This window comes from Streptomonospora mangrovi (assembly GCF_027604915.1).
In the GTDB taxonomy this organism is placed as follows: Bacteria; Actinomycetota; Actinomycetes; order Streptosporangiales; family Streptosporangiaceae; genus Streptomonospora; species Streptomonospora mangrovi.
This window is the reverse complement of the sequence record NZ_JAJAQC010000013.1, coordinates 1-23045: the sequence shown is the minus strand read 5'-3', so window position 1 is coordinate 23045 and position 23045 is coordinate 1. Positions and strand designations below refer to the sequence as shown.

Annotated in this window: 20 protein-coding genes; 17 read left to right on the top strand and 3 right to left on the bottom strand. The window is 72.2% G+C overall.

All coding sequences use genetic code 11. The features are described from left to right. Positions 1-66: 66 nt before the first annotated feature. Together LG943_RS09720 and LG943_RS09715 are read left to right on the top strand one after the other, a co-directional pair. Complete coding sequence (locus LG943_RS09720) at positions 67-711, top strand: TetR/AcrR family transcriptional regulator (RefSeq protein ID WP_270071899.1); 645 nt, start codon at positions 67-69, stop codon at positions 709-711. 320 nt (positions 712-1031) lie between these two features. Then, the gene (locus tag LG943_RS09715; RefSeq protein ID WP_270071898.1) at positions 1032-2228 is read left to right on the top strand and encodes a cytochrome P450 family protein; all 1197 of its coding nucleotides are present in this window, start codon (positions 1032-1034) and stop codon (positions 2226-2228) included. A 124-nt stretch (positions 2229-2352) separates the two neighbouring features. Here LG943_RS09715 and LG943_RS09710 read toward each other — a convergent pair whose 3' ends face one another. Continuing rightward, on the bottom strand, positions 2353-3663 hold the full coding sequence (locus LG943_RS09710) for a cytochrome P450 family protein (RefSeq protein ID WP_270071897.1): 1311 nt from the start codon (positions 3661-3663) through the stop codon (positions 2353-2355). Positions 3664-3993: 330 nt separating this feature from the next. Here LG943_RS09710 and LG943_RS09705 point away from each other — a divergent pair, with 330 nt between their 5' ends. Further along, on the top strand, positions 3994-4566 hold the full coding sequence (locus LG943_RS09705; protein WP_270071896.1) for a TetR/AcrR family transcriptional regulator: 573 nt from the start codon (positions 3994-3996) through the stop codon (positions 4564-4566). A gap of 12 nt (positions 4567-4578) precedes the next feature. Here LG943_RS09705 and LG943_RS09700 read toward each other — a convergent pair whose 3' ends face one another. Beyond that, complete coding sequence (locus LG943_RS09700) at positions 4579-5448, bottom strand: helix-turn-helix domain-containing protein (protein WP_270071895.1); 870 nt, start codon at positions 5446-5448, stop codon at positions 4579-4581. Positions 5449-5588: 140 nt separating this feature from the next. On the opposite strand from LG943_RS09700, the gene LG943_RS09695 reads away from it, so the two are divergent. The 6 genes from LG943_RS09695 to LG943_RS09665 all read left to right on the top strand — a co-directional run bounded on the left by LG943_RS09695 (position 5589) and on the right by LG943_RS09665 (position 16800). Further along, positions 5589-6629 carry an aldo/keto reductase gene (locus LG943_RS09695; protein ID WP_270071894.1) on the top strand — a complete coding sequence of 347 codons (1041 nt, stop codon included), beginning with the start codon at positions 5589-5591 and terminating at the stop codon, positions 6627-6629. 126 nt (positions 6630-6755) lie between these two features. Then, a complete protein-coding gene (locus LG943_RS09690) occupies positions 6756-9899 on the top strand; it encodes a BTAD domain-containing putative transcriptional regulator (RefSeq protein ID WP_270071893.1) in 3144 nt (1047 codons plus the stop codon). Between the two features lie 218 nt (positions 9900-10117). Then, positions 10118-13276: a DPP IV N-terminal domain-containing protein gene (locus LG943_RS09685; protein ID WP_270071892.1), complete on the top strand. Its 3159-nt coding sequence runs from the start codon at positions 10118-10120 to the stop codon at positions 13274-13276. A 186-nt stretch (positions 13277-13462) separates the two neighbouring features. Beyond that, a complete protein-coding gene (locus LG943_RS09680) occupies positions 13463-14341 on the top strand; it encodes an alpha/beta fold hydrolase (RefSeq protein ID WP_270071891.1) in 879 nt (292 codons plus the stop codon). Positions 14342-15899: 1558 nt separating this feature from the next. Then, positions 15900-16382: a hypothetical protein gene (locus LG943_RS09670; RefSeq protein ID WP_270071890.1), complete on the top strand. Its 483-nt coding sequence runs from the start codon at positions 15900-15902 to the stop codon at positions 16380-16382. Continuing rightward, positions 16375-16800 carry a hypothetical protein gene (locus tag LG943_RS09665; RefSeq protein ID WP_270071889.1) on the top strand — a complete coding sequence of 142 codons (426 nt, stop codon included), beginning with the start codon at positions 16375-16377 and terminating at the stop codon, positions 16798-16800. Before LG943_RS09670 ends, LG943_RS09665 begins: the two co-directional genes overlap by 8 nt. A 222-nt stretch (positions 16801-17022) precedes the next feature. On the opposite strand, the gene LG943_RS09660 is transcribed toward LG943_RS09665, so the two are convergent. Next, a complete protein-coding gene (locus LG943_RS09660; RefSeq protein WP_270071888.1) occupies positions 17023-17472 on the bottom strand; it encodes an NUDIX hydrolase in 450 nt (149 codons plus the stop codon). Positions 17473-17502: 30 nt separating this feature from the next. Between LG943_RS09660 and LG943_RS09655 the strand changes: the two genes are divergently transcribed. The 8 genes from LG943_RS09655 to LG943_RS09620 form a co-directional block, all read left to right on the top strand. After that, the gene (locus LG943_RS09655; RefSeq protein WP_270071887.1) at positions 17503-18282 is read left to right on the top strand and encodes a GntR family transcriptional regulator; all 780 of its coding nucleotides are present in this window, start codon (positions 17503-17505) and stop codon (positions 18280-18282) included. 514 nt (positions 18283-18796) lie between these two features. After that, positions 18797-18985: a hypothetical protein gene (locus tag LG943_RS09650; protein WP_270071886.1), complete on the top strand. Its 189-nt coding sequence runs from the start codon at positions 18797-18799 to the stop codon at positions 18983-18985. Next, a complete protein-coding gene (locus tag LG943_RS09645) occupies positions 18982-19266 on the top strand; it encodes a hypothetical protein (RefSeq protein WP_270071885.1) in 285 nt (94 codons plus the stop codon). Before LG943_RS09650 ends, LG943_RS09645 begins: the two co-directional genes overlap by 4 nt. Before the next feature lie 258 nt (positions 19267-19524). After that, on the top strand, positions 19525-20256 hold the full coding sequence (locus LG943_RS09640) for a GntR family transcriptional regulator (RefSeq protein ID WP_270071884.1): 732 nt from the start codon (positions 19525-19527) through the stop codon (positions 20254-20256). Between the two features lie 116 nt (positions 20257-20372). Continuing rightward, positions 20373-20789: a plasmid replication, integration and excision activator gene (locus LG943_RS09635; protein ID WP_270071883.1), complete on the top strand. Its 417-nt coding sequence runs from the start codon at positions 20373-20375 to the stop codon at positions 20787-20789. 114 nt (positions 20790-20903) lie between these two features. Beyond that, a complete protein-coding gene (locus LG943_RS09630; RefSeq protein WP_270071882.1) occupies positions 20904-21134 on the top strand; it encodes a hypothetical protein in 231 nt (76 codons plus the stop codon). Then, positions 21134-22546 carry an FtsK/SpoIIIE domain-containing protein gene (locus LG943_RS09625; RefSeq protein ID WP_270071881.1) on the top strand — a complete coding sequence of 471 codons (1413 nt, stop codon included), beginning with the start codon at positions 21134-21136 and terminating at the stop codon, positions 22544-22546. The genes LG943_RS09630 and LG943_RS09625 overlap by 1 nt, the downstream gene beginning before the upstream one ends. Then, positions 22546-23045, top strand: a 500-nt coding sequence (locus tag LG943_RS09620; protein ID WP_333486349.1) for a replication initiator, incomplete at its 3' end; no start/stop codon positions are given. The genes LG943_RS09625 and LG943_RS09620, both read left to right, overlap by 1 nt.

Sequence of the window (23045 nt, the reverse complement as noted above, 5' to 3'; positions counted from 1 at the left end):
CAATCAGCTAAGGCTAATAGCCATAGCTAAAGCTACCACCATGAGGCAATGCGCTAGGCTCCGGCCATGGCGAGCACACACGCGGCGGCCCCCGGCGGCGACCGCCGCCGGCAGCGGCGGGCGGCCACCAAGGCCGAGATCCTGCGGATCGCCGCGGAACTGATGGCGGCGGAGGGCGCGGGCGGGCTGAGCCTGTCGGCGATCGCCCGGCGCATGGGGATCCAGCCGCCGTCGCTGTACAAGTACTTTTCCTCGCGCAACGCCGTCTACGACGCGCTGTTCGCCGAGGGCCAGCGGGCGTTCTCGGCGGCGCTGCGCGAGGGCGCCGAGGGGGCGCCGCCCGGCCTGCCCGCCCTGGAGGCGGGCGTGACCGCCGGGCTGCGGTGGGCCGTGGAGCACCCGCCGCTGGCCCAACTGCTGTTCTGGCGGCCGGTGCCGGGGTTCACCCCCTCGGCGGAGTCCTACGCGCCCGCACTGGAGGCCGTGGGGCGCATCGCCGACCTGGTCGCGGGGGCGGTGCACGAGGGCCACCTGCACCCCGACGCCGCCACCGACGAGGGGCGGGAACTGCTGGGGGTGCTGCTGGCCGGGGTGGTCACCCAGCAGTTGGCCAACGACCCCGGCACCGCCTTCGCCGAGGGCCGCTTCTCCCGGCACACGCCCGCGGTGCTGCGCGCGTTCCGGCTGCACTACCCGCCGCCCGCCGCCTGACCGCGCCGCCTCCCCCCGGCCCCACTGCCTGCTTCCACCACCGCCGCGCCGCGCGGATCACGTGGCCGGACCCGGCCGCCTGGGTGTGCCTACTCAGGCGCGGCGCCGGGCGCACCGCCAGACTGGCGGGCATGAGGAACACAGCGCACGACACCTGCCCCTGCCGGATGTGCTCGCGGACCGTGCTGCGCCCGTGGCTGCGCCCGGCCCGCACGCACCTGACCAGGCAGCCCGCCGCACCGGCCCCCCGCCGCCCGGCATCAGGCACGAAATTGCAACACCGTGTCCCATAAATGGTCGCGACGGGCTAGGCTGCCTCCATGTCGACACCTCCCAGCGCACCGCCCATCACGATCGTCCCCGGCGCTGACAGTGAAGAACTCACCGCCCGGCTCCACCGGGCCGGCCCTCTCGCCCAGGTGGACATCGGCGGCCACCTCTTCTGGGTGCTGACCCACCACGACGCCCTGCGGACGGCCCTGCGGAACCAGCCCGGCGCGTTCCTGCGCAACGCCGCCAACTGGCGCGCCCTGAAGACGGGAGAGGTGGACTCCTCCTCCCCGATCGTGCGCAACATGGTCGGCGTGGAGTCCATGGTGGCCAGCAACGGCGCGGACCACCGCCGGGTGCGCGGCCTGGTGCAGCAGGCGTTCACGCGGCGGCGCGTGGAGGAGCTGCGCCCCCGCGTCGAGGACCTCACCCGGCGCCTCCTGGACGAGGTCGCCGAGGCCGGGCGGAGCGGGCCCGTCGACCTCAAGGCGCGCCTGGCCGTTCCGCTGCCCATCCTGGTCATCGCCGACCTGCTGGGCATCGAGCCCGGCGACCACGACGCGGTCGCCGACATCGCCGCCCGCACCCTGTCGGGCATGGACGGCGACGCCAACGCCCGGGCGCACGCGCTCATCGCCCGGGTGATCGAGGACAAGCGCCGCACCCCCGACGACGCCCTGATCAGCGCCATGATCCAGGCGAGGGACGACAGCGGCCGCCTGTCCGACACCGAACTCCGAGACACCATCTACCTGTTCTTCATCGCGGGCTTCGAGACCACGATGGGCACGCTCGCCAACGGCGTGCGGGCGCTGCTGCGCCATCCCGACCAACTGGACCTGCTGCGCCGGGGCGAGGTCGGCTGGGACCGGGCGGTCGAGGAGATCCTGCGCTGGGACACCAGCGTCAGCCTGCTGCCGGTGCTGTTCACCGGCCGCGAGGTCACCGTCGGCGACGTCACCCTGCCCGAGGGGGAGCCGGTGCTGATGGCGTTCAAGGCCGCCGGCCGCGACGAGGACCGCTGGGCCGACGCCGCCTCCTTCGACATCACCCGTCCCCCGCGCTCCAACCTCGCCTTCGGCAACGGCCCCCACCGCTGCCTGGGCGAGCCCCTGGCCCGGCTGGAACTGGGGGTGGCGCTGCCCGCCGTCTTCGAGCGGTTCCCCGAACTGCGGCTCGCCCAGGACTCCCCGCCGGCGCCGAGCCTGATGATGAACCACCCCACCCACCTGTTCGTGCACGTCTGACCCCAACCGCCCGGGGCCGCGGTCGGGTGTGCGCGGCCCCGGGTGCCGACCGCGCCGGCGGGGCGCGGTTCGCGGCGTCCTTCCCACCCCCGCGGGAAGGACGCCGCCCACCCGGGCGCGCGCCTCAGCGCCGGCCCAGGAGCAGGCGGGCCAGCGCCCCGATCCACCCCCGTGCCGGGCCGGTGCGGACGGGAGCGGGCGGCTCGGCCGCACCCGCGGGCGCGGGAGGGGCCTCCTCGGGCACGGTGGGCGCCGCCTCCATGCCGGTGGCATTGAGCAGGACGGGCAGTTCCCGCAGCCCGTTGATCGCGAGCGAGGCGCGCCGCTCCAGTTGGTCGGGGGCCACCGCCAGCCGCACCGGCACGCGGGTGATCAGCCGGCGGACGGCGTGGGCGGCGACCACGCCGGCGATGTCGCTGCCGGAACGCGGGCAGGCGTGCGGGCCGGCGCCCCAGCCCAGGTGGGCGCGCGTTCCGGGGGGCAACTGCCGGTTGGTCGCCTCGATGCCGAAGACCACCATGTCGCCGGCGCGGACCCGGTGGCCGCCGAACTCCCGGTCGACGACGCACCACCGGCCCGGCACGACCGCCAGGGGCGGGTTGTGCACCTGGACGACGTCCAGGAGGGACTCGACGTCGGTGCCGGCGGAGAGCAGTTGCCGGCGCAGGGAGTCGTCGGTGAGCAGCACCCGCAGCGTGTTGCCGATGAGATGGGTCAGCGGGTCGTAGCCGGCGGCGATGAGCAGGGCGACCTGGTGGGCCGCCTCCTGGTCGCTGTGCTCCCCGTGGTGGACCAGGTGGGAGACCACGTCGTTGGGCGCCGGGCGCCGGCGGCGCTCCGCGGCCAGGCGGTGCAGCCGGGCGTCCAGCTCCAGCCACGCCTGGTAGGCGGCGGCGGGCTCGCCGTCCCAGACGGTCGCCATCTCGTCGCCGATCCGCTCCGCCTCGTCCTGGTCGAAGCCGATGAGCCGGGCCAGCACCATTCCCGACAGCACGCCCGCGTAGTCGCCGATCAGGTCGGCGCGCCCGCGCGGGGTGATGCGGTCGATGATCCGGTCGGCCACGTCGGCGACCGCGTGCAGGACGTGGCCGTTGTCGATGAGGCGCTGGAGGGCGGCCTGGAGGGCCTCGCGGTAGCGCCGGTGCTCGTCGCCGTCACGCCACCGGGCGGCGTCGCGGCGCACGAGCATGGCGGCGATACCGGAGTTCTGGGGGACGTGCCCGCTGTTGCGGTCCCGCCAGTTGTCCGGGTCGGCGGAGAAGTCGGGGCTGGTCATGGCTTCGCGCGTGCTCTCCCAGGTCAAGGTGAGCCAGGCGAACGTGTACGGGTCGAGCATCACGGGGGCGACGTCGCCGAACCGGTGGCGCAGGGTGCGGCACACCTGGTCGAGCCGGTCGGTGGCCTGGTACAGCGGGAGGATGTCGGAAGGCTTCATGGGGACCACCTGGGCGGTTGGGGGGCGGATGCCCGGGCGGCGCGGGGGGCGGCGCCGCCTCCTGGTCGTGAACGTGCCGGGTCCCGGTCACCGCGGCCGCCGGGTCGCGCGGCCGCGGGGGAGCCCGTCTCTCACCCTTCCCCGAATATGATACATAGTGTCCCACTTTTGGCCAGAGGGCCGCCGCCGCCCGCCCCCGCCGCCGCCGCGGCGCCCGCTCGGTACCGCCGGACCGGGCCGCACGCGTAAGCTGCGCCTATGCCGGAAGCGGATGACACGTCGGCCCCCAGGCGGCGCAACATACGTGGGGAACGGACACGGCTGGCCTTTTTGGACTCCGCCGAAGCCCTGCTGGGCGAGCACCGGCTCGACCAGATCACCGTCGACATGGTCTGCGCGCACTCCGGCCGGTCGCGCAGCACGTTCTACCGCAACTACGAGGACTTCCCGGCGCTCCTGCGCGCGCTCATCATGGAGCGCCACAACAGGTTCCTCCACGACTCCGTCGCCGAGCCCGACGAGCAACTCGAGGAGTACGTCGAGCGGGGCATGGCCGGCCTGGTCTCCACCTGGCACGCGCACGCCCCGGTCTGGCTGACGGCCCTCCACCTGCGCGCCCTCGGCCCCGAGGGCGAGGCGCTGGAGGAGAAGTGGTACCAGATGCTGCTCGTGAAGAGACCCGGGGTGGCCGCCGTGGCGCTGCGGACCCACGCCGAACGCGGCACCCGGCCGCCCGCCAACCTCGACGCCCGCATCGACAACTGGCTCCTGGCGACCTACTACGTGCTCGCCCACCTCTTCCGCGCCGGAGCGCCCGACCCCGGCACCGAGCGCGCGACCGTGCGCGCCCAGACCGAGCTGGGGATCCTCGCCTGCGGGTTCACCCCGGACGCGGCCGGCTGAGCGGGGCCGGCCTCAGCGGACGGCCAGGCGGGGACCGCGCGCGGCCAGGGCGCGCAGCGCCTCCTCGTCGGCGCTGCCGGGCGCGGCCGCGTAGGTGAGCAGGACCTGGCCGGGGTCGGCGGGCAGCGGCAGCTTCTCGAAGTACAGGGTGAGCACGCCGGCCTCGGGGTGGCGCAGCGTGTGCGTGCCGTGCGGGTGCTCCTCGACCAGGTGGGACTCCCACAGCTCGCGGAACTCCGCGCTGGACCGGCGCAGCCGCTGCACCACCGCGCACAGGCGCGGGTCGTCGGGGGCGCGGCCGGTCTCGGCGCGCAGCCGCGCGGTGATGTCGCGGCGCAGGGCGGCGGTGTCGGTGTGCGGCGCGGCACCGCCCGGTTCGCGGAAGACGAGGTGGGCGACGTTGAGGTCGGCCTCGGGGAGGTCGTCGATGCCCGGCCACAGCAGCGCGCCCATCCGGTTCCACGCCAGCAGGTCCAGGCCGGGACCCAGCACGTAGGCGGGCACGGCGCCCATGGCGTTCAGCAGCGCGTGCACCTCGGGCCGCACGGCGGCGCGCGGGGCCTCGGGCGGCGCGCAGCCGGGGTCGGCGCGCAGCCGGCCGTGGTGGGCGGCGAGGTTGTCGAGGTAGGCGCGCTCGTCGCCGCTGAGGCGCAGGGCGCCGGCCAGGGCGTGCAGCACCTCGGGTGAGACCGTGCGGCTGCGGCCCTGCTCGATGCGGGTGTAGTAGTCGACGCTGACACCGGCGAGGAGGGCGACCTCCTCGCGGCGCAGGCCGGCCACGCGGCGCCGGTTCACCCCGGCGGGCAGCCCGACTTGCTCGGGGGTGAGCGCGGCGCGCCGGGCCTTGAGGAAGCGGCCGAGTTCGTCGTCCCTGTGCACCATGGCCACCAGACTAGCCAGCCTGGTACTGCCAGACCCAGGCAGCGCCGGGCCTGGTCGCACCCCTGGCGCCGCAGCAGGGTGGTGGTCGTTCCCCGGCGCACCCCGCGCCCGGGGCGGCACGCGACCAAGCGAGGTTTCACATGGAACGCCGCATCCTCGGAGGCACCGGAATCTCCGTAAGCGAGTTCACGCTGGGCACCATGATGCTCGGCGCCTGGGGCAACACCGACCACGACGCGGCGGTGGCCATGGTGCACCGGGCGCTGGACGCCGGGGTGAACACCGTGGACACCGCCGACATGTACTCCGACGGGGAGTCGGAGGTGATCGTCGGCAAGGCGCTCAAGGGGCGGCGCGACGACGTCGTGCTCGCCACCAAGTTCCACAACCCCATGGGCCCCGACGCCAACCACCGGGGCAACTCCCGCCGCTGGATCGTGCGGGCGGTCGAGGACAGCCTGCGGCGGCTGGGCACCGACTGGATCGACCTCTACCAGATCCACCGCCCCGACCCCGCCACCGACATCGAGGAGACCCTGGCGGCGCTGACGGACCTGGTGCGCGCCGGCAAGATCCGCGCGTTCGGCACCTCGGCGTTCCCCGCCGAGGAGCTGGTGGAGGCGCACTGGACGGCCGAGCGGCGCGGGCTGCTGCGGCCGCGCAGCGAGCAGCCGCCCTACTCCCTGCTGGCGCGCGGCATCGAGGCCGACGTCCTGCCGACGGCGCGGCGCCACGGCATGGGCGTGCTCACGTGGAGCCCGCTCAGCGCGGGCTGGCTGTCGGGCAGGTACGGCGGCCCCGACGGCGCCGACCCCGGCACGGCGCACCGCAGCGCGCTGCTGTCGCCGATGTACGACCCCGCCCTGCCGGGCAACGCCGCCAAGCTCGCCGCCGTCACCGAACTGCGCACGGTGGCGGCCGACGCCGGCCTGACCCTGCCCCAACTGGCGCTGGCGTTCGTGCTGAGCCACCCGGACGTGACCTCGGTGATCATCGGCCCGCGCACCCCCGAGCAGTTGGCGGACCTGCTGACGGCGGCGGACCTGCGGCTGTCCGACGACGTCCTGGACCGCATCGACGCGATCGTCCCCCCGGGCACCGACGTCGCCCGCGACATGACGTTCTACCTGCCCCCGGCCCTGGCCGACGCCCGCCTGCGCCGCCGCACCGCTGCGGCGTGACCCGGGCGCGCCCCCGGCCCCGCACCGCGGCCGAGCACCCGCGACGCGGGGCCGGGCGCCCGGCCTCCGCCAACGGCCCGCGGGCGGCCCGAAACCCCGCCGACCTGCCATGGCACAATCGGCGGCGTGAAGATCGGGATGCTGGGCCCCTTCGAGGTGCGCGACCACGGCGGCGCCCTCGCCGACGTCCCGGGCGCCCGGCTGCGGGGGCTGCTGACCGCCCTCGCGCTCGATGCCGGGCGCGTGGTGCCCAAGCCCGCGCTCGTGGACTTCATCTGGGGGCAGGCCCCGCCCGCCGACGCCGCCAACGCCCTCCAGCGCCTGGTGTCGCGGCTGCGCAAGGCGCTGCCGGAGGGCGCGGTCGAGGGGAGCGCGGACGGCTACCGGCTCGCGGCGGACCCCGACGACGTCGACGCGGTGCGGTTCGCCCGCCTCCTCGCGCGGGCGCGCGCCGACGACGGCCCCCAGCGGGTCCACCTGCTGCGCGAGGCCGCCGCGCTGTGGCGCGGCCCGGCCCTGCGCGACGTCGGGCTCGCCGACAGCCCCGCGCTCGACGCGGCGGCCGCCCGGCTGGGCGAACTGCGCCTGGCCGCGCTGGAGGACCGGTTCGACACCGAACTCGCCCTGGGCCGCGGCGCCGACCTCCTCACCGAGCTGAGCGACCTGGTCGCCGAGCACCCCGTGCGCGAACGGCTCGTGGCCGCGCTCATGCGCGCGCTGGCCGCCACCGGCCGCGCCGCCGAGGCGCTGCGGGTCTACCAGCGCACGCGCCAGGCCCTGGCCGACGAACTCGGCGCCGACCCCTCGCCCGAACTGTCCGCGCTGCACGTCTCCCTGCTGCGCGGCGAGGCCGGCCCGCGCGCGGGCGACCGCCGCACCAACGTGCGCGCCGAGCTGACCAGCTACATCGGCAAGGACGCCGACGTCGCCGCCGTGCGCGGACTGCTGGCCGAGCACCGCCTCACCACCCTCACCGGACCGGGCGGCTCGGGCAAGACCCGGCTGGCCGCCGAGACCGCGCGCGCCCTGCTCGACGACCTGCCCGACGGCGCGTGGCTGGTGGAGTTGGCGGCGGCCCGCGCCGAGGGTGACGTCGCGCGGGCGGCGCTGGCCGGGCTCGGCCTGCGCGACGCCCTGCTGGGCGACGCCGCCGCGAGCGCGGACCCGGTGGACCGGCTCGCCGCCGCCGTGCGCGACCGCGAGGCGCTGCTGATCCTGGACAACTGCGAGCACGTCATCGAGGAGGCGGCGGCGTTCGCCCACCGGGTGCTCGGCGAGTGCCGGCGGCTGCGGATCCTGGCGACCAGCCGGGAGCCGCTGGGCATCACCGGCGAGGCGCTGTGGCCGGTCGAGCCGCTGGCCGTGCCCGACGAGGACGCCGGCCCCGAGGAGATCGCGGCCGCGCCCGCCGTGCGGCTGCTGCGCGACCGCGCCCGCGCGGTGCGCGGGGGCGGCGCCGACGACGCCTGCGCGCCGGCGACCATGGCGCGCGTCTGCCGCGCCCTGGACGGGATGCCCCTGGCCATCGAACTCGCCGCCGCCCGGCTGCGCACCATGTCCCTGGACCAGCTCGCCAACCGGCTCTCCGACCGCTTCCGGCTGCTGACCGGCGGCAGCCGCACCGCCGTGCCGCAGCACCGGACACTGCGCGCGGTGGTCGACTGGAGCTGGGACCTGCTCTCCGACGCCGAGCGGGCGGTCCTGCGCCGGCTCTCGGTGTTCGCCGGCGGCGCGAGCCTGGAGGCGGCCGAACAGGTCTGCGCGGGCGGCACCGTGGCGGCGTGGCAGGTGTTCGACCTGCTCACCGCGCTGACCGAGAAGTCGCTGGTGCGCGCCGAGGGCGGCGGCGCCCCGCGCTACCGGATGCTGGACACGATCCGGGAGTACGCCGCCGACCGGCTGGCCGAGGCGGGGGAGTCCGCGCAGGCGCGCGCGGCGCACCTGGCCTGCTTCACCGAACTCGCCGAGACCGCCGAGCCGCACCTGCGCCGCGCCGAGCAACTGGAGTGGCTGGCGGTGCTGGAGGCCGAGCACGGCAACATCGCCGCCGCGATGCGCGGCGCGCTGGCGGCCGGCGACGCCCACGGCGCGATGCGGCTCGCCGCGGCCGCCGGCTGGTTCTGGTGGCTGGGCGGCCACAAGGCCGAGGGCGGCGAACTCCTCCTCGCGGCCGCGAACGCGCCCGGCGACGTGCCCGAGGAGATCCGGGCGGTGGTCTACGCGCTGGTCGTGATGTACGCCGGCTCCGGCCTGAGCGGTGACGAGCACGAGGCCGAGGAGTGGATCCACCGCTGCTACGAGCTGAGCCTGCGCGTCCCCCACCGCCACCCGGCGCTGGGGCTCATCGTCCCGCTGGAGCACATGCTGCGCTCGCCCGACGGGTTCCTGCCGTCGTTCGAGCGGCTGCTGGACGACGAGGACCCCTGGGTGCGCGCCCTGGCGCGGCTGCACCTGGGCAAGATGCGGATCGTCCGCGGCCACGGCGGCGACGACGCCGAGCCCTACCTGGAGATGGCCCTCGCCGAGTTCGAGGCGCTGGGCGAGCGGTTCGGGATCTCCTTCGCGCTGACCGAACTGGCCGACCGGCTCGCCACCCGCGGCGACCTCGCCGCCGCGTGCGCGCACCTGGAGCGGGCGGTCGGCGTCGTCACCGAGGCCGGGGCCGTCGAGGACGCCGTCCGGCTGCGGGCGCGGCAGGCCCGGCTGTACTGGCTGCTGGGCGAGGAGGCGGCCAGCGCCGCCGCCGTGGCCGAGGCCGAGCGCTGGGCCCGGCGGGTGACCTGGCCCAACGCTCTGGCGCAGTTGGCCTTCGCCCGCGCCGAACTCGCCCGGTGGCGGGGCGACACCGACGAGGCCCACCGGCACCTGGCGGCGGCCGCCGACGCGCTGGGCGAGGAGGCGCGGCGGCCCAACATCCGCGTGGTCGTCCACGACCTGCTCGGCTACCTCGCCGACGACCTCACCGCCGCCCGCAAGCACCGCGCGGCGGCCTGCGAGGCGGCGGCCGAGGCGGGGCACCCGCCGATGATCGCCCAGGCGCTCGTGGGGCTCGCCGACCTCGCCCTGCGCTGCGGTCAGCACGAGGGGGCCGCGCGGCTGCTGGCGGCGGGCGACGGCGTGCGCGGGCTGCCCGACCGCGCCCACCCCGACGCCCTCCGCGTCGAAGAGGAGGCGCGCCGCCTCCTCGGCGACACGCGGTTCGCCGAGGCCGCCGCCGAAGGCACCCGGACCCCCTGGACCCGACTCGTCGCGGCCACCCTCGCCTCCTGACCCCGGCCGCCACCCGCACCCGGCCGACCGCACCCACCGCCTCCCGCTGACGCGCGGCGGTGCCGTGTCAGCGCCCGTGTCAGCGCGGTGGCCGTCCCGTGTCACGGCCCTCGGCCAGGCTGAAGCCCGTGATCAGGAGCCGCCCCCCACGCGGCGGGCCGGCGCCGGACACCCCCACCCGTGCCCGGCCGGCGGGCACGACCCCAGGAGGACACCGCATGCCGACGTTCGACACGCCCGAGCCGATCCGCGCCACGGTCGACATCGTCTTCGGCGAGGTGCGGTTCGTCGCCGGCGACCGCGCCGACACCGCCGTCGAGGTCCGCCCGGCCGACCCCGCCTGGGACCCCGACGTCCGCGCCGCCGAGCAGGTCGCCGTCGCGTTCGCCGACGGGCGGCTCACCGTCCGCCACCCCCAACTGCGGACGGCCTTCACCACCGAGTACGGCACCGTCGCGGTGCGGGTGGAACTGCCCGCCGGGTCCGACGTTCGGGGCGAGACCGCCCGGGGCGGCTACCGCGTCGAGGGCGCGGTCGGCTCCTGCCGGCTGAAGACGCCCTCCGGCGACATCCGGGTGGAGCGCGCGGCCGCCGTGCGGCTGCGGACCACCGGCGGCGCGATCAGCGTGGGAAGCGTGGCCGGCCAGGCCGACATCAGCGGCAACGGCGACATCCGCGTGACCCGCCTCGGCGGCGGCGCGGAGGTCAAGACCATGGGCGGCGGCGTCTGGATCGGCGAGGCGGCCGGCGACCTGCGGGTGAACTCCGCCAACGGCCCCATCACCGTCGACGTGGCGCGGGCCGCCGTCAACGCCAAGACCCCCACCGGCGACATCCGCCTCGGCGAACTGGGCGGCGACGCCGACCTGTACACCACCCTCGGCGCGGTCGAGGTCGGCGTCCCCCACCACACCGCGGCCGACGTCGACGCGCGCACCTCGGCCGGCCGGGTCCGCGACACCCGCACCACCCCCGGGCACGGCGCCCGGACGGTCCGCGTCCGCGCCCGCAGCCACGGCGGCGACATCGTCCTGCGCGCCGTCGCCCCCACCCCCTCCTCCCCCGCCCCGGCGGGGACCCACACCCGGAAAGGCACAACCCACATGAGCACCACCGAGAACTACCAGGCCGCGGAGCGGCTGCTGCGCCGGATGGCGCGCCCCGGCGAGCTGGTCGTCGGCGACAAGGTGAGTCCGCGGTGGATCGACGCCGGCACCCGCTTCTGGTACGGCGTGAACACCCCCACCGGGCGGCGGTTCGTGCTGGTCGACCCGGCGGCGGGCACCCGCGAGCCGGCCTTCGACCACGCCCGGCTCGCCGACGCCCTGGCGGCGGCCGCCGGGCAGCCGGTCGATCCCGAGGCGCTGCCGTTCCGCGCCATCGAGCCCGCCGGCACCGGCGTGGAGTTCGACGCGTTCGGCGAGCACTGGCGCTGCGACCTGGCCACCTACACCTGCGAGCGGGCCGAGGCCGCCCCGCCCGGCGTCCCCCTGGCCATCCCCTCGCCCGACGGCAAGCTCGCGGTGTCGCGGCGCGGCAACGACCTGTGGGGGCACGCGCCGGCCGAGGGCCGGGAATGGGCGCTGACCGCCGACGGCGAGCCCGGCCGCGCCTACGCCACCAACCCGGAGGCGGTGGGCAACCCCACCCTGCTGCGCAAGTTCGGCCTGCCCTACCTGCCGCCGATCGTGGCGTGGTCGCCCGACTCCACCCGGGTGCTGACCCACGTCACCGACGAGCGCGAGGTCCGCCAGACCCACCTCGTGGAGGCCCGGCCCGCCGACGGCGGCGCCCCGGCGCTGCACGCCCAGCGCTACGCCTACCCGGGCGACGAGAACGTGCCCCGGGCCGAACTGGTGGTGCTGGACGTCGCCGCGGGCACGGTGGTCCGCGCGCAAGCCGAGCCGCTGCACATGCCCCAGGCGTCGCCGATCGCGCTCCAGTGGGCGTGGTGGTCCGCCGACGGCTCGGCGGTGTACTACCTCAGCCAGCCCCGCGACCAGCGCACCCTCACCCTGAACCGCCTCGACCCCGCCACCGGCGAGGTCACCGCCGTGCTCAGCGAGTCCGGCGACACCCGCGTGGAGCCCAACCAGTGGATGTCGGGGGCGCCGATCGTGCGGGTGCTGGCGGAGGAGGTGCTGTGGTACTCCCAGCGCGACGGCTGGGGCCACCTCTACCGCTACGACCTGCGCACCGGCGCGGAGCTGGGCCGGGTCACCTCCGGCGAGTGGGCGGTGCGCGAGATCCTGCACGTGGACGAGGCCGAGCGGACGGTGTACTTCACGGCCTCCGGCCTGGTGGCGGACGACCCCTACCGGCGCACGGTGTGCCGGATCGGCCTGGACGGCTCCGGGTTCGCCCGGATCACCGACGACGACCTCGACCACGTCGTCACCCTGGCGCCCACCACGACGTACTTCATCGACTCCGCCTCCACCGTGGACACCCCGCCGGTGACGCGGGTCCGCGACTGGACCGGCCGGGTGCTGGTCGAACTGGAGCGCGCCGACATCACCGCGCTCACCGCCACCGGATGGACGGCGCCGGAGCGCTTCTGTGTGAAGGCGGCCGACGGGGAGACCGACATCTACGGCGTGCTGTACCGGCCGCGCGGGTTCGACCCCGCCAAGAGCTACCCGGTGGTCGACAACCTCTACCCGGGCCCGCAGGTCAACCGGGTGGAGCCGGGCTTCGACCCGGGCGGCATGGGCCTCGACGCGGAGCCCATCGCGGCGCTGGGCTTCGTGGTGGTCGCGCTGGACGGCCGGGGCACCCCGGGCCGGAGCAAGTCGTTCCACGACGCCTCCTACGGCAACCTGGGCGACGCCGGCGGCCTGGACGACCACGTCGCCGCGCTGCGCCAGTTGGCCCAGTCCCGCCCGTGGATGGACCTGGACCGGGTGGGCGCCTTCGGCCACTCCGGCGGCGGGTACGCGGCCGCGCGGGCGATGCTGACCTTCCCCGAGTTCTTCAAGGTCGGCGTCGCGCTCTCGGGCTCGCACGAGCCCCGCATCTTCACCCACGGCTTCGTGGAGACCTACGACGGCGCGGACCCGGAGTCCTGGGCCCGCTCCTCCAACCCCGACATCGCCGACCGCCTGGCCGGAAAGCTGCTCCTCGTCCACGGCGAGATGGACGACCAGGTCCACCCGCAGCACACCCTGCGCCTGGCCGACCGCCTGCTGGCCGCCGGCAAGGACTTCGAAGTCCTCATCGTCCCCGGCGCCGAGCACATCTTCATCGACTGCCTCGCCTACGTCCGCACCCGCTGCTGGGACTTCCTCGTCCGCGAGCTGATGGCCACCAACCCCCCGACCTACCGCCCGTCCCCCATCCTCCTCGACCCCGAACTCCTCAGCGAGATGTTCGCCTAACACCTCGCAGACCCGCCCCAACCGGAGAAGCCCTCTCACTCACCTGAGCGAGAGGGCTTCTCTGCTGTTCCCCCGACTCCTCACCGTCATGTGCAAACGCAGCACCCTCGGGCGTCTGCTTCCTGCGTGCGGGCGGGGGTGCACGCAGGAACGGGAATGTCGTAGCCGGGTGGCATCGTGGCCGGGGTGAGCATTCGCATCCCAGGATTTGACGAGCAGACCGTTCGAGTCGGCGAGGTGGATCTGCATGTCGCCTTAGGCGGTGACGGACATCCGGTCCTGTTGCTGCATGGGTTCCCGCAGACCCATCTGGCCTGGCGGCATGTTGCTCCGGCGCTGGCAGACCGGTTCCATGTCGTCTGCCCGGACCTGCCGGGCTACGGCGCGAGCGGGAGGCCGGCAGACGGCCCTGAGCAGTACTCCAAACGCGCCACCGCGGCGACCGTGGTGGGGCTCATGCGGGTGCTCGGCCACGACCGGTTCAGCCTCATCGGCCATGACCGCGGTGCTCTGGTCGCCTTTCGCGCTGCGCTCGACCATCCGGCCGCCATCGACCACCTCGGGGTGATCGACGTCATCCCGACCGTCGACATGTGGGCGTCCCTGAACGGCGTGGGTGGTGTCTTCGCCTTCCACCTGTATCTGCTGGCGCAACCGAACGATCTGCCCGAACGTATGATCAACGCCGACCCCGATACCTTCTTCGGGCACTTCTTCGACACCTGGGCCACCGATCCCGCCACGATCCCCAGCGAGGTCCGGGACGCCTATCTGAGGGCGGCGCGCGCTCCAGAAGCGATCCACGCGATCTGCCAGGACTACCGGGCCAGCGCCTTCATCGACGCCGCCCACGACGCCGAGGACCGCAAGGGCGGCAAACGTGTCCAGGCACCCACCTTGGCGATCTGGCAGGATCCCGGCGATCTGGTCCTCCCCTTCGATCCGCAGGCCATCTGGCGAGACTGGACAACTGAGCTGCGTACCCTCGTCCTGGCCGGCGGCCACTTCCTCCCGGAAGCACAGCCGTCCGCCGTCACCGCGGCGATCCGTGACCTGATCACGTAGATCGGGTGACGGTTGCCCGCATCCGCCGGCCACAACGTGGTGGTGCAATCCTGTAGATCCTGGGTGCGATTGTCCGGGCGAGTGACCGTTCGAGCCTCGCCCGTGGGCTGACAGGGTTACATGCCGTCCTCGCCCGCCCGGTCGTCGAAGTCGGGGAGATCGGGGATCTCCCCGACTTCGCGTAGGCTCTCGGCGGGTGCGGAGGAGGCGATGGCGTAGCGTCCCTGGCAGTTGATGTGGGCTCCTGGAGCCTCTGGGCGGTGGTGCGGCCGGGGGCGGGGCGGGGACCGCGCGGCGGCGGGGTGCTGGTGTCGTCCATGGGCTGATGATGCCCGTCAGTGACGTGGGTGGGGGGCGCGCGGCCTCGGTCCCGCGCGGGTTCTGGCGCGAGCCTCCAGACCTGGAGCGCACGCTGCCCGCGCCAGGTTCCGCGCGGGGTGGGGGTCCAGGGGGCGCTAGCCCCCTGGTACTGCGGGGCCGGCGCTGACCCGCTGCTGGCGCTGCTTCAGGAGTGCTATGGCAAGCGGTGGGCGATCCGCCGCACTGAGAACCTGTGGATCGCCACGGCCGAGGACCCTCATGCCCCACACGCCCCGACGCTGATCGAACACGACATTGAGCGGTTCATCCGCCAGTTGGAGGATCCTCCGGCGGGTGCCGGGCGCCGATCGATGCTGTCGGTGCCCTGGATCAAGGAACGCCTCTTCGAGGTGCGCGAGGGCGTGTACTGGGACGACACCCCACCCGCCAACTGACGCCCGGCGTGCGCCGCCGGGAGACCAGGTAACGGCCTTCCCAGCGAGGCGACCACGGCCGGGTGGCCTCCCGGGCCTGACCTGCCGGGCACGGGCGGCAGCGCGGTCGGGCGCATGTGCGTTGAATGCGCATCGGCCGCCCCCGTCGTGGACGGGGGCGGCCGATGTCGTTGGTTCTACCTGTGAGAACCCTGGTGGAGCCAAGGGGAGTCGAACCCCTGACCTCCGGTATGCAAATCACCTGGGGGTGCCCGTGCGACCTGGGACGATCAAGCGGAACCGTCCGCTACCTGGGCCAACGCATCTCGCCGATTCCCGCGTTTTCCCCAAGTCTCCCGACGCCGTGTGCATTAAATGTGCATCACGGGCGTGCTCGTCTCCCCAGCCCACGCGCCCGCCACCAACGCCGCCGCGCGTACCCGTCGACCCTACGCCACAGCCGCAGCAACCCCGATCTTTCGGCAACCACGGTCCCGGTCCGAGGTGCTTGGTCGCGCAGGTGCCGGCCACCGAAGACAGACAGAGTCGCGCGACCGAGTGCCTCGGGATGGAGAACATCAGTACCACCGTGGCACTCCACGGCGGACGCAACTCCCCGCAGCACACATGAGCAGCAACAAGGTCTTGTTCGTTTCGCTGAACCTCGGTCCCCGCCACACCCCCCGATCTGGCAAAATTCTGGCAGAGGAAGCGCATAGGGCACAGTATCTCTCAGCCATCCGCGTGGCCCCAAGCGACGGGATCAGCAAGCCAGCCCAGGGAGAGCGTGTGCTTGTCAATCATGTCAGGCGGGATGCACTTTGATGAACTTTCTCAAAACGCGCGAAGTACGAGATATCGGAATCGCTTCGCTTCTCGTTCTCTTAGGCTTCTCACTGACAGTTTACCTGGGATTTGAGAGTGGCGCGGAAGAGCAACCCACGCGTGGAACTAGTGCTCTTATTGCCGTACTATCTGGCGTTTTTCAGTTCATGGGAGCAGCACGCTTTCATGCCATAGGAAAGGCGGATCCAACACTAGCTCGCGCATCCGTGCGTAGACTTCATAAAATGATACTTCGCGCCAATGCGACCCGCATTTTATCAGAAAAATTAGCAGAGTACAGCAACATACCAACCAAGCACAAAAATGCGCTAGGAATGATCAGCGTGAATTTGAGTTGGATAGAAGAGGGATTGCTCGACGCCGTGGACGACTGGCGAGAGTTCCACGGTAGAGCTTTGCGAGAGATCAGAGAAGACAGCTCTTCCGAAGGTGATGACGCACTGGAGGCCGACCTTGACTGAGCGCATCGAAGGACAAGTTGCCAAAGTTCTGAATCTCCGTGAGATCGTAATTAATAGAGGGTCGAACCACGGCGTCCATGCGGGAATGAAATTCGCAGTACTGAACCGCCATGGAGCAGATATAATCGATCCTGAAACAGGAGAAGAACTGGATTCAATAGAAATAGAGAAAACGGTTGTGAAGATCGTCCGACTAATGCCTCGATCTAGCGTTGGACGCACGTTTCGCACCTACCGAACCGCTGGAGGACCGTTGCATTTCACCGGACTCAGCGACCTAGCCAATCCTCCAATAACAAAAGTTGAGACATTGAAAACTGACGAAAGCACCTACAAAGAGGAAGTAGACGAGTCCGAAACCTATGTGAAAACCGGAGATCCAGTAGTACAAGTGATAAACGAGGAATTTTCAGATTAGTCTCATTTACTATATTGTCGAGGGGTTATTTTACCGGAATATGATACGGACAGGCCTCCGTTCCGTGCCTCTCCCCGCCATCCGTCCGCCGCTCGGGACCGGGCGGCAGCCCGCAGCCCGAGCGGCGGACGGCCGCCGGGAGCGACGGCGCGAAGCGCCGTCGCCTTGATCTCATACAGCCCAATTCGGCAAAGAAGGCGGCTACGCCCGCGGGTAAGGCACTCAGTGGGATAGGCGCTTGCCGTCATGGGTGCGGACGTGAGGGCTGCTGCTGTCGAGGGCGTCCAACAGGCGAACCGCGTAGACCTCAGACATGCGTTCCTCGACCTGCTCCGGCGTCAGCCATTCGACGGCCGTCGACTCGGATGTTGGCTGCTCGATGCCGCCGGAGGGCTTGCAGCGGAAAACCAGCGCGACGATTCCGCGCGTGGTGTTTTTGTAGACACCGGTGAGCTGGTCGACCTCGACGCGGACGCCGGTCTCCTCCCAGACCTCTCGCACAACGCCGTCCTCGGGGGCTTCGGCGATTTCCAGCACGCCGCCGGGTAGCTCCCATGCTCCGTTGTCCCGCCGGCGGATCGCCAGTAGCCGGCCGTCCTCACGTACCACCGCTCCTGCGACGGACACCGAGTGCAGCGGCGTTGACGGGCCTTCTCCGGTGCTGTTACTCATGTACAGGAGCATAGGAGGAACCTAAGGACCATGGCCAGTTCAGCAGGAGCGCGCTCGGCGAAGCCGATGTACCTCCAGATCGCCGACGACATTGAAGAGCAGATCAAGGACGGGCGCCTTGCTCCTGCTGCCGAGATCCCAAGTGAGGCCGCGCTCATGGAGCGCTACGGCGTCTCATCGGGCACCGTCCGCAAGGCCGTCGCCGAGCTGCGTACCGCCGGACTGGTGAAGACCTACCAGGGCAAGGGCTCGTTCGTGAAGTCGCGCCCGCCGGTCACGCGCAAGTCCTCCGACCGGTTCCGGCGCTCGCACCGCCGGGCGGGCAAGGCCGCCTACATCGCCGAGACCGAACAGGCCGGGGTGAAGGCGACGGTCCAAGTCCTCTCGGTCGGCCCGGTCGCCGCTCCCGCCGAGATCGCCGAGCGCCTGGGCGTCACGGACGGCGCCAAGGTCCTCGCCCGTCGGCGCCTGTACTTTAGCGACGGCACACCGACCGAAGAGGCGACCTCCTACCTGCCCTGGGATGTCGCCCGCGACATCCCCGAGCTGTTCGAGGAGAACCCCGGCGGCGGCGGGATATACGCGCGGCTGGAAGAGCACGGTCACGAGTTCCTGGAGTACACCGAGACCGTGCGGGCGCGGCTGGCGACCAAGCAGGAGGCGACCGCGCTGAGCTTGAGTCCCGGATCGCCCGTCATCCATCTGACCCGCAACGCCGTCACCACGCGCGGGCGCGTGGTCGAGGTCTGCGACACGATCATGGCGGCAGACCAATTCGTGCTCGACTACCGCATTCCGGCCACGGATTGAGCGGTGCGGAAGACCGGTCCACTTCTTTGGACTGAGTGACCTTGACTCCTGTACATGAGTGCGTCAATCTGGTCTCACGCAACTTATGTACATGAGTAGCGAGGATGGTCTCATGTACATGAGGGCGCGTCGGTCCCCCCGGCCTGGACTTCTTGCCCCGGTAAGACGTTCGGGCCCCGCACGGTCTGGAGACGCCGAGTGGAATCCGTGCCCGCAACCGAAACCCCGAACTGCAAGTCCTGCCGTGGGCGGGGCCGTAAGACCGTTCGTCCGCGCAAGCTCGTGGTCGTCGGTTCGGCCGCCGCCGGACGCCACATTCGCGTCGTGGCCTGCTCCGCGTGCCGGGGCACCGGCCTGGCTGCCGCCGCGTGACCTCCGTCCTCACCGCAGGACCGCCCCGACGCACGTGTGCTGAGCGCCTGGTCCGGCCGGTTCTCTGGTGAATGAGAAGACCCCCGCGACGGTGGCCGCCGTCCGGGGGCATGGCCCCAACCTGACACAGACAGGTGGAACGATGAAGATGCTAACCCCCTCCTGGCACGGCTCCTATCCGCCTCGGCACGCCCGCGCCTCCTATGTGCGCCCCTACCTGATCGCCCATGAGCGGCGGGTGCGCGAACGCCAGGCCGCCGAAGCCGCGCTGCGCGAAGAGCGCCTGCGCGCGATGCGGGTGGGCCTGGTCGGTGCCGGGGCTGTGCGGTGAACCCGGGCGCTGACCCGCTGCTGGCGCTGCTCCGGGAGCGCTATGGCAAGCGGTGGGCGATCCGCCGCACCGAAAACCTGTGGATCGCCACAGCCCAGGATCCCGACACCCCCCACGCGCCGACGCTGATCGAGCACGACATCGAGCGGTTCGTCCGCCAGTTGGAGGACCCGCCGGCGGGTGCCGGGCGCCGATCGATGCTGTCGGTGCCCTGGATCAACGATCGCCTCTTCGAGGTGGGCGAGGGCGTGTACTGGGACGACACCCCGCCCGCCAACTGACACACCCACAAGCTTGCGCGGCCGGGAACCCCGGTAACGGACTTCCCACCGGCCGCGTGAGAGGGCGGCTCCGGCCCGTTGACCTGGCCGCGCCGGAGCCGCCCACCCCCTCAGGCGCCTCAGTGACGGCGGCCCGTCCGTAACCGCCCCGCCCGGCGGCGCTGATGGCGCACTTGCGGCCGTCTCCCTGGGATGACATGCAGGGTGGCCTCATATGCTGCTTGACCAGACGAGTACTAGAGTGACCGGACGGTTGTGATGTCGAACCTTGAGTTCGCCCCGCCCAAATACGCACAGATTGTGCAGGCCATCCAGACCCGCATCGAGGACGGTACGTACCCCGTGGGAACCATGCTTCCCTCCGAAGCCCGGCTGGTGCGGGAGTTCGGCTCGGGGCGCAGCACGGTCGTGCGAGCGTTGCAGATCCTGAGCATGCAGGGGTGGATTGAGCGGGAGCATGGTCGGGGTTCCTTCGTCAAAGGCGTGCCCGCCCACGGCGCTGAGCGATCCCACGCCGGGGCCAGTGCCTTCGACGCTCCCGAGAACGTCGGGGACACCACCGTCACCGCCGCCGGGCGCGCTGCGGCACCGGCCGTGGTCGCTGAGGCGCTGAACGTGCCGGAGAACTCGCCGCTGATCCGCCGCCAGCGCGTCATCCTGGACGAGGACTCGCCGAGCGAACTGGTCACGCTGTGGTTCCCCCTGGACATCGCTTCCGGCACCGACCTGGGCGACACCGGAGTGATCGCGATCGGCGCCCGCGAACACCTTCAGGCGCTCAAGCAGGTGCGACCCGCCCGCATCACCGAGCGGCTGTCCGCGCGCCTGGCCACGGCTGAGGAACGCCGACTGCTGGCCACCGAGGAGGGCGCCCCCGTGCTGGCGATCCTGGCCACCGTCCTGAACGCCGAGAACGCCCCCATCGCGGTCGCCGACATCGTTCTTCCCGGTGACCTGCACGAGCTCGAAGACAGCTACCCGGCCACCTAAGGCGACACACTTGTAACCCTCTCACGTACTTGTGTACATAAGCTGGCTCGGCTACATTGCAGATACTCACTTGATCGGACGAGTGGTCGTCCGAAGGAACTGTTGAGGAGAACACTATGGCGATTCAGGGTGCGCTGCCGATCGACTTCGGGACGGTGTTCCCCCACGGTGCGTTCGCGCTGGGGGTGGAGCCGGTGACCGACTTCGAGACCAAGCGCCCGCAGCTGGACAAGGCGACAGGGCTGCCGCTGTGGGCGGTGGACGTGATCGACGCCGACCCCGAAGCGCGGGGCAAGGCCAAGTCGGTGAAGGTCAAGGTGGCCGCCGAGCACTGCCCGGTGCTGCCCGACGAAGTGCCGGGGCTGCCCTTCCGCCCGATCGAGTTCGAGGCCATGTCGGTCATGCCGTATGTGGACGAGTCCGGCCGCCGTCCTCGGGTGGCCTACTCGCTGCGGGCGCGGGGCGTGAAGACCCCCAGTACTTCGGCTTCGCGCAAGTCCCCGGCGGCTGCGGCCGCCAAGGACGCCGCCTAACCAGCCGCTGAACCCAAGCGGGGCGGCCGTTGGTGTTGGCGCACCCGGCCGCCCCTTCAACCCCTCTGATCCGCGACTTCCCAATCACGTGATGGCAGAAGAGGTGTCTTCAGTATGTCCGACCGAACCGCGCGGGTGAGTCCGCGTGAGATCGCCGACTTCCTGGCCGCGCTGCGGTCCCGCTCCGCTGGTGACGGTGCGGCGCTGCTGGCCTGGAAGTCCTCCCTGCTCGACCGCATCGCCCAGTCCACGGCCGATCCGCAGACGCACGCGGTTGCTGAGGCGGCGCGCGTCGAACTGGCCGCCGCTCGCTCCGCCGATGATGACGTGGCGGGTGGTCTCTGATGCTGGGCCGCAAGAGCAACGGGGCCGCCCAAGTGCAGCCGACCGCGCCGGTCCCGGCGCAGAGCTTCCGCTTCGCCACCCCGGTGGTCCAGACGCCGGGCGTCTTCGTCCTGGCCGGGTGGGTGTGGCGCCTGGCGCGCTTCCTTCTCGCCCTGCCGTTCCGCTTCCCCGTGGCCGTGGGCACCGTGGCCGCCTCAGCGGCCCTGTGGCACTACACGGGCTGGGTGGGCCTGGCTGTGGGCTGGTCCATCGCAGACCTGGCGCTGCTCGTCTGGTGGCGGCGGTGGCCGCGCTCGTTCCGTGATGTGGTGGCGCTGCGGGTCCTGGCCGCGTGGCGGTGGGCGTGGATCTACCAGCGGCACTGGCAACCCGTCCTGGTGGTCGCCGGTCTGGCCGAGTCCTACCTCGAACGCCAGTACCTGCCCCAGATTCGCGGGGTGACCTGCTCGGCGTGGGCCGACCGCGTCCGGGTGCGCCTGGTGGCCGGCACGTCCCCGGCCGAGTTCGAGGGTCGCGTGGCCGAGCTGGCGCACGGGTTCGGCGCCCCCTCCTGTCGGGTCGAGGTGCGCGGACCGCGCGACGTGGTGCTGGAGTTCCCCCGCTATGACACCCTCGCCGACCCCATCGACGCCCTGCCGATCCCCGAGGAACCGGACTTCTCCGCCCTGCCGGTGGGGGTGTGTGAAGACGGCGAGGTGTGGACGCTCCGCCTCCACGGAACCCACGTGCTCACGGTCGGGATGACGGGTGCGGGCAAGGGGTCGGTGCTGTGGTCGGCCATCCGCGCCATGGCCTCGGCGATCGAGGCCGGTATCGCCGAGGTGTGGGCGATCGACCCCAAGCGCATGGAGCTGTCATACGGCCGGGCGCTGTTCGCCCGCTACGCCGACGACGGCGAATCCGCGGTGGCCCTCCTGGAAGCGGCGGTGGCCGCGATGCAGGAGCGGGCCGAGCGCTACGCCGGACGGCAGCGCATCCACACCCCCACCACCCGCGACCCGTTCACCGTGATCGTCCTGGACGAGGTGGCGTTCCTGACGGCCTACCACCCCGACCGCGACATCCGCCGCCGCGCCGAGAACGCCATCGCGACGTTGACCAGCCAGGGCCGGTCGGTGGGGTTCTGCGTCCTGGCCGCGCTCCAGGACCCCCGCAAAGAAGTCCTCAACCTGCGCAACCTCTTCCCCGACAAGATCGCCCTGCGTCTGGACGAAGCCTCCCAGGTTGACATGGTCCTCGGGGAAGGCGCCCGGGACCGGGGCGCCAACGCCCACCTCATCGACCCGGAGCTTCCCGGGGTGGGGTTTGTGAAGCTGGAGGGCTCCCCTGTCCCGGTGCGGGTGCGGGCCGCGTTCGTCTCCGATGCCGACATCGACCACATGACCGCTACGACCGCTGGAACGGGGGAGTGATGCCCACCCCGACCGGCAAGAGCACGCGGGCCGAACGCCTCGCCCAACCCCTGGCGCGTGAGGTCGCCGAGACCATCGCCGCCGAGAAGGGGGTGTGCATCCGGCCGGTGGCGCTGCGCCGCACCGACATCGCCACCGGCCGGACCGAGATCATCGACGTGCCCTGCAACTCCACGCTGGAATCCCGCTGCCCCGCCTGCGCGCGGCGCAAGCGCTCGATCCGCCGCACCCAGTGCGAGGAAGGCTGGCACCTCAGCGAAGACCCGACCGTCGTTCCCGATCCCGCAAGCGAGGTGCAACGCGCCTGGGTCGAACGCCGCGCGATGGTCACCGCCGAGCGTGACCGCATGGTGGAGGACGGCCGCGCGACTCCGGATGAGGTGGCGGCGCTGGATGCGGCCATCGCCGACCTGGACGCCGAGATCACCGCCTCGGGCCTGCGCGGGTCGGTCTCGCGGAACACCTCGGCGTCGGGGCGGTCGCGGCGGGTGCGCTCCAC

Bases quoted from the DNA above. Each gene is read 5' to 3' on its own strand.
- LG943_RS09655 (WP_270071887.1), top strand. From the start codon at position 17,503: ATGGCCAGTTCAGCAGGAGCGCGCTCGGCGAAGCCGATGTACCTCCAG.
- LG943_RS09625 (WP_270071881.1), top strand. From the start codon at position 21,134: ATGCTGGGCCGCAAGAGCAACGGGGCCGCCCAAGTGCAGCCGACCGCG.
- LG943_RS09720 (WP_270071899.1), top strand. From the start codon at position 67: ATGGCGAGCACACACGCGGCGGCCCCCGGCGGCGACCGCCGCCGGCAG.
- LG943_RS09695 (WP_270071894.1), top strand. From the start codon at position 5,589: ATGGAACGCCGCATCCTCGGAGGCACCGGAATCTCCGTAAGCGAGTTC.
- LG943_RS09700 (WP_270071895.1), bottom strand. From the start codon at position 5,448: ATGGTGCACAGGGACGACGAACTCGGCCGCTTCCTCAAGGCCCGGCGC.
- LG943_RS09710 (WP_270071897.1), bottom strand. From the start codon at position 3,663: ATGAAGCCTTCCGACATCCTCCCGCTGTACCAGGCCACCGACCGGCTC.
- LG943_RS09660 (WP_270071888.1), bottom strand. From the start codon at position 17,472: ATGAGTAACAGCACCGGAGAAGGCCCGTCAACGCCGCTGCACTCGGTG.
- LG943_RS09715 (WP_270071898.1), top strand. From the start codon at position 1,032: ATGTCGACACCTCCCAGCGCACCGCCCATCACGATCGTCCCCGGCGCT.
- LG943_RS09635 (WP_270071883.1), top strand. From the start codon at position 20,373: ATGGCGATTCAGGGTGCGCTGCCGATCGACTTCGGGACGGTGTTCCCC.
- LG943_RS09650 (WP_270071886.1), top strand. From the start codon at position 18,797: ATGAAGATGCTAACCCCCTCCTGGCACGGCTCCTATCCGCCTCGGCAC.
- LG943_RS09640 (WP_270071884.1), top strand. From the start codon at position 19,525: ATGTCGAACCTTGAGTTCGCCCCGCCCAAATACGCACAGATTGTGCAG.
- LG943_RS09685 (WP_270071892.1), top strand. From the start codon at position 10,118: ATGCCGACGTTCGACACGCCCGAGCCGATCCGCGCCACGGTCGACATC.
- LG943_RS09670 (WP_270071890.1), top strand. From the start codon at position 15,900: ATGAACTTTCTCAAAACGCGCGAAGTACGAGATATCGGAATCGCTTCG.
- LG943_RS09630 (WP_270071882.1), top strand. From the start codon at position 20,904: ATGTCCGACCGAACCGCGCGGGTGAGTCCGCGTGAGATCGCCGACTTC.